The organism is Streptomyces noursei (genome assembly GCF_001646665.1).
In the GTDB taxonomy this organism is placed as follows: Bacteria; Actinomycetota; Actinomycetes; order Streptomycetales; family Streptomycetaceae; genus Streptomyces; species Streptomyces lavendulocolor.
The window spans coordinates 1-6,139 of sequence record NZ_LWBU01000027.1; the positions used below are offsets into that span (position 1 = coordinate 1).

Below are 6,139 nucleotides of genomic sequence, written 5' to 3' on the forward strand. Positions count from 1 at the left end.
GCGGGTTGGTTGTGGGTGGGGTGTCTGATGGGTCGTAAGTCGTGTGGATTGAGCGGGTGGAGGCGGGGTAGGCGTCTCTGGCGGTCCGTCAAGAATCGATCACGATCTTCCGCTTAGCTGTCGGGGATGTCGGGCGCATGCTTCCTTGGGGTCTTTGTGGGCTTTCCCTTGTAGGTACCTTCACATGGCATCGGTTTTTGTGATGCACATGTAACGAAGAGACCGAGGAACCATGACGGTGCACATACCCGCGCCCGATGAGCGTGGGCGGGCCTGGTCGGGGAGAAGCTTGCGCTACATCGCAGGCAGTCTCGCGGCGACCATGGCATTCACGCTGCTTGACGGCGTGAGTCCTGCGGTTGCGTCGCCCTCCGGGGCGGTCGCTGCCGAGAAGAAGACCAGTGTCACGCAGGCGGCTGACATTCCATCAGCACGTGTGGCTGCCCGGCTGTCGGGCAAGCGTGTAGAGGCCTTGTCGGAGCGGACGGAGACGTCGACGACGTGGGTCAACAAGGACGGGTCGCTTACGACCGAGCTGTCTGCCGGGCCCATCCGCTTCCATGACGAGGACAGCGGCGACTGGCGTGACGTCGATCTCGATCTCGTCGCCGGTGCCGACGGGGCGGTCGAGTCCAAGGCCCACCCGCAGGGCCTGAAGCTGGCGGGCAAGACCGGCACGCCGGCCGCCTCGCTGAAGGCCGGGCAGGCAGCCAAGGCTGTCGACCTGGTCACCCTTGGCGAAGGGGATGAGCAGATCACCCTGCAGTGGCGGGGCGGGCTGCCGGCTCCCAAGCTGGAGGGCACGCGTGCCGAGTACGTCAACGCCGTGCCTGGTGCAGACGTCGTCGTCGAGGCGACGCGGACCGGGTTCGAGCAGTACGTCGAGATCAAGCAGCGGCCGGCCACCGAGGGCTACACCTACACCCTGCCTCTGAAGACCAAGGGTCTGAAGGTCACCGAGCAGGAGGACGGCAGCCTGCTCTTCACCGACAAGAAGAGCAAGAAGCAGGCAGTCATGCCCGCTCCGGTGATGTGGGACTCCACGGTCGACAAGGTCTCCGGCGAGCACACCCGCCGGGCCAAGGTCGCCATGAAGGTCGTCAAGCACAAGGGATCGGTGGACCTGGTCCTGACGCCGGACGCGAAGTGGCTGGCGGACCCGGCGACCAAGTACCCGGTGACGGTCGACCCGTCCACCTCCGCGCTGGGCAATGTCTTCGACACCTACGTGCAGCAGGGCGAGACCGTCGACTGGTCCAACGACGTCGAGCTGGACTTCGGCAACCCCGGCACGAAGAACGCTGACGGCACGCCGCGTACCGCGCAGTCCTTCGTCTCCTGGAACACCACGCCGGTGCAGGACGCGCTCGTGCTGGACGCCAAGCTGAGCCTGTGGAACTTCCACTCCGGCAATGCTCCCGCGTGCACCGCGCAGTCGTGGGAGGTGTGGTCTTCCGCTGCCGCGTCCACCTCGAGCCGCTGGACGAACCGTCCGGCGATGACAGCGAAGAAGGCCACCAGCACCGAGACCCGCGGCAACACCTCGTGCACCACCCAGCCCGATGGCTGGATCAATGCCGATGTGACCACGCTGGTTCAGGAGTGGGCCTCGGCCAAGGCGACCCGCGGCCACATGGGCCTGCGCGCCACGGACGAGACGCTGTCCACGCAGTGGAAGCGGGTGAACTCGGCGAACGCGGCGGCCAACCCGCCCAAGCTGGTCGTCAATTACAACTACCGGCCGCGTACCGGCACCAAGCAGGAGGCCGGCCCGCCGTACTTCTCCTACGGCGGCAACTACGTCGTCAACACCGCCACTCCGACTCTGCGCGACACCTTCGTCGACGCGGACGGTGACAAGGTCAACGGCACCTTCCAGATCTTCGACAACGCCACCAACGCCCAGGTCGGCAATGTGCTGGTGTCGAAGTACGTGCCTTCGGGCCAGGTCGCGTCCGTGACCGTCCCGGCGGGCATGCTGACCAACGGCAAGACCTACAAGTTCCGCACCTCGCCCTACGACGGCAGCCACTACAACGTGGGCTGGTCGGCGTACAAGGTCTTCACCGTCGACACCGCGGCACCGTCCGCTCCGACGGCCATCACCTCCACGGACTACCCCTCCAACGCCTGGGTCAAGGGCGCTGGGCAGGCCGGTACGTTCACCGTGACGCCTCCGGCCGGTGACCACAACTGGCTGGAGTGGTCGCTGGACGGGACGACCTGGACCAAGGTCACCACCAGCGGTGCCACGGGTGCGAAGGCGATCTCCATCGCCCCGCCCAAGGACGGCACCCACACCCTGCAGGTCAGGGCGGTCGACAAGGCGGACAACAAGTCCGAGGCCATCGACTACACCTTCCACGCCGGCCCCGGCGGTTTCGTGCAGCCCGCTGAGGGCGAGCGCACCGCGCGTCGCCTGCCGCTGGTCGCTGAGGCCGAGGCCAGCAAGTACAACGAGGTGTCCTTCTCCTGGCGCCGTTCCGAGGCCGACCCCTGGGTCCGTATCCCGGTCGGCGACGTCACTTCCGGCGGCACCGCGCTGACCGCCTGGCCGGTGGCCATGACAGGCGGCAAGAACGCTCCGCTGGTCTGGAACGCGACCAACACCGTCGACCCGGACGGCACGGTCCAGATCAAGGCCGACTTCGCTGGCCCCAACAGCGCCGCGGGAAGCACCGCGCCGATGACTGTCGTGGTCGACCGCAATGCCACCGGCGCCTCCGGCGAGGAAGTCGGGCCCGGCTCGGTCAACCTGCTGACGGGTGACTACACCCTGTCGGCCAGTGATGCTTCGGCCTTCGACATGTCGGTGTCGCGTACGGCGTCCTCCCGCACCCCGGGCAAGGGGGCCGCGCAGGAGGGCCAGGCGGCCATCTTCGGTAAGGAGTGGGTTGCCGGCACCGCCGCCGAGGCGACGGAGTCCGACTTCTCCCACATCCGCAAGCTGTCCGACACGGCTGTCGCCGTCGTGGGCGCTGAGGGAGACGAGACGCACTTCACCGCGAATGCGGCCAAGACCGGCTGGGTGCCGGAGCCCGGTGCGGAGGATTTGACGCTCAAGGGCAGCACCACGGGCGCGTTCACCCTGTCCGACACCGATGGCACGGTCACCGAGTTCACCAAGCCCGATGCCACGGCCACGACCTGGCAGGTGTCCAGCACGCTGCTGGACGGTCTGTCCAACAGCACCACCACCGTCGTCTCCGAGACGGTGACCGTCGCCGGAAAGACGGTCGCCCGCCCGAAGCGGATCATCGCGCCGACCTCGGCCGCTACCGCTGCCGCCTGCACGGCCGACTCGGCCACCAAGGGCTGCCGGGTGATGGAGTTCGTCTACGGTGCCTCCACCACCGCCACCACGACCGCCCTGGGCGACGTGGCCGGCCAGGTCAAGGAGATCCGCCTGTGGTCCACCGCCCCCGGGGCGGCCGCGGCGACCTCCAAGACGGTGCAGAGCTACCTCTACGACGGCGAAGGCCGCCTGCGCGAGACGTGGAACCCGCAGATCAGCCCCGCGCTCAAGACGCAGTACGCCTACGACACCGCCGGCCGTGTCACGCAGCTGACCCCGGCCGGTGAACTGCCCTGGACCTTCACCTACGGCAAGGCCGGCAACGCCGCCACCGCCGGTGAGGGGATGCTGCTGAAGGCATCACGTCCCGGACTGCAGCAGGGCACCACCGGTACCGAGTCCGGTACCGCGGCCACCAGCATCGTCTACGACGTAGCTCTGACCGGCACCGCGGCCCCGCACAAGATGGGTGCCGCGGACGTGAAGGCGTGGGGCCAGAGCGACGCTCCCACCGACGCCACCGCCGTCTTCCCCGCCGACGCCGTTCCCGCCGACCACTCCGGTGGCGCGCTGGGCTCCGGTGACTACAAGCGGGCCGAGGTGCACTACCTCGGCGTGTCCGGCCGCAAGGTCAACACCGCCACCCCCGGCGGCCACATCACCACCACCGAGTACGACCGCTTCGGCAACACCGTGCGGGAACTGACGGCCGGCAACCGCGCCGTCGCGCTCGGGCTGACCGCCGGCGACACCGCCACCCAGGCCGACCTCGGCATCGCAGCACTTCCTTCTGCCGAGCGCGCCGACCTGCTGGCTACCAAGTCGCTCTACAACGAAACCGGTACCCGGGAACTGGAGGAGTTCGGCCCGCTGCGGCGTGTCGACCTGGCCGCCGACCTGAAGTCCGGAACCACCACCCTGGTGCCGGCCAAGACCTCGGTGACCGCCCGTTCCTGGACGCTCAACGAGTACGACGCCGGGCGTCCCACCGACGGCACCGCCAAGATCAAGGACCAGGTCACCAAGGTCACCACCGGTGCCGAGGTCCGCGAACACCCCACGGTCATGGGTGAGTCCCGCGCCGTGCAGACGGTCTACGACTGGGCCAAGGGCCTTCCGTCGAAGACCATCAAGGACCCGGCCGGTCTGGCGATCACCGAGACCACCGAGTACGACGCCCAGGGCCGGGTGACCAAGCAGCTGCTGCCCGGCGCCACCGGTAGCGACACCGCGACCCGTGTGACGACCTACTGGTCGGCCACCGGCACCGGCGCCTGCGCTGGCCGCCCCGAGTGGGCGGACCTGGTGTGCTCCACCGGCCCGGCCGGCGCTATCACCGGCGGCGGTACCAACCCCGCTCAGCTGCCGACCGCGACCACCGAGTACGACTGGTGGGGCAACGCCGCCAAGGTCATCGAGACCGCCAACGGCGTGACCCGGACCACGACCACCTCGCACGACGAGGCCGGAAGGCCGACCACGGTCGCCACCACCGGCGGCGTCGGACAGGCGGCCCCGCAGGCCACCACCGAGTACGACCCGGCCACCGGCCGCGCCAGCAAGACCATCTCGCCCACCGGTGGCACGATCACCCGGGCGTACGACAAGCTCGGCCGCCTGGTGTCCTACACCGACGCCGACGGCGGTACGACCACCACCGAGTACGACCTGCTCAACCGGCCGGTCAAGGTCACCGACACCGCGCCGTCCACCGTTACCTACACCTACGACCACACCGCCGAGCCGCGCGGACTGGCCACGACGACCACCGACTCCATCGCCGGTGCGTTCAAGGCCGTCTACGACGCGGACGGCTCCGTGGCCAGCGAGCAGCTCCCCGGCGGCTACACGGTCAAGCAGACCGAAGACCCCACCGGCTCGGCACTCGAGCGCACCTACACCCGTGACAGCGACGGCACGATCGTCTACTCCGACACCGTGACTGAATCCGTCCACGGGCAGGTCACCACCCACGCCGGATGGTCCGACCAGGCCTACCGCTACGACGCCACCGGCCGCCTCACCGCTGTCGAGGACACCGCGGAAACCATCTGCACCCTCCGCAGCTACACCTTCGACAACCGCACCAACCGCTCCACCCTCACCTCGGCAACCGGCACCCCCGGCGCCGACTGCCCCACCACCGGAGGAAGCACCACCACCCACACCTACGACAGCGCCGACCGCCTCGTCGACGCCGGCTACACCTACGACGCCTTCGGCCGCACCAGCGCCGCCCCGGGCAACGGCACCATCGGCTACTACGCCAACGACCTCGCCCACCAGCAGACCGCGAACGGCAAGCGCCAGACCTGGCAGCTCGACGCCAGCCACCGCTTCCGCTCCTGGAACGTGGAAACCGGCAGCGGCACCACCTGGACCACGACCGCGTCCAAGCTCAACCACTACGACAGCGACAGCGACAACCCCCGCTGGATCATCGAGGACACCACCACCGGCGCCCTCACCCGTAACGTCGACACCGCCTCCGGCGACCTCGGCGCCACGACCAGCAAGACCGGCGACACCGTCCTGCAGCTGACCAACATCCACGGCGACGTCGCCCTCCAGCTCCCCCTGGACACCACCAAGGCACCCCAGGCACTGGACAACGACGAATACGGCAACCCCCGCAACAACCAACCCGCCGTCCGCTACAACTGGCTCGGCGCCAAACAGCGCTCCGCCGAAACCCTCACCGGACTCACCCTCATGGGCGTCCGCCTCTACAACCCCCGCACCGGACGCTTCCTGTCCACCGACCCCATCCACGGCGGCGGCGACAACCGCTACGGCTACCCCGGCGACCCCATCAACCAATACGACCTCGACGGCAAACGCTGG

1 protein-coding gene is annotated in these 6,139 nt (G+C 68.7%); it reads left to right on the plus strand.

What is annotated here, in order from left to right:
• Nucleotides 1-322: 322 nt before the first annotated feature.
• A partial coding sequence (locus tag A4V12_RS03260) for a DNRLRE domain-containing protein (RefSeq protein WP_064067657.1) occupies nt 323-6,139 on the plus strand: 5,817 nt, incomplete at its 3' end.